This window comes from Bacillus cereus group sp. MYBKT14-1 (assembly GCF_051915185.1).
GTDB lineage: Bacteria > Bacillota > Bacilli > Bacillales > Bacillaceae_G > Bacillus_A > Bacillus_A cereus.
This window is the reverse complement of the sequence record NZ_JBQAEF010000049.1, coordinates 1-530: the sequence shown is the minus strand read 5'-3', so window position 1 is coordinate 530 and position 530 is coordinate 1. Positions and strand designations below refer to the sequence as shown.

The following is a 530-nucleotide window of genomic DNA, read 5'->3' as shown; positions in this document are numbered from 1 at the left end:
TGTTTCTACTTCTTTTTGTACGATCTCTTTTTCGTATTCAGTCAAAATGGACACATAGTATTTACCAGTAGGTGTCATAGAAATCGTACATGACTTGATTATATGGCCTTGTGGTATTTCTCTATGCTGTTTGATACGTACCATTTTCAGTTTTGGCAATTTGATATGACCGTTAAGCAACATAATATTTCCGTTCACTACATTCGTTGTATAAGACTTTCTGTCTTTTTTGCTTTTGAATGTTGGGAAGTCATTTTGACCACGAAAGAAATTTTTATAGGCAGTTTGCAAGTTTAGTTGAGCATTTGCCAAAGCTAATGAATCAACTTCTTTTAACCATTCAAATTCTGCTTTGTATTTTGCAGGAGTGGGAAGCTTTTGTTTCTTGAGTTGATCCTTATCATCTTTATGTTTTTCATACGCTTCTTTCCGTTCAGCTAACATTCTGTTATACACGAAACGTACACAACCGAAGGTTTTACGCATAAGATGTGCTTGGTCTTCTGTTGGATACAAACGGAATTTATATG

General features: G+C 34.7%; 1 protein-coding gene. It reads right to left on the bottom strand.

Annotated features, from left to right (window positions below; all coding sequences use genetic code 11):
* A partial coding sequence (locus ACTFO4_RS30340; protein ID WP_440018882.1) for an RNA-guided endonuclease TnpB family protein occupies positions 1–530 on the bottom strand: 530 nt, incomplete at both ends.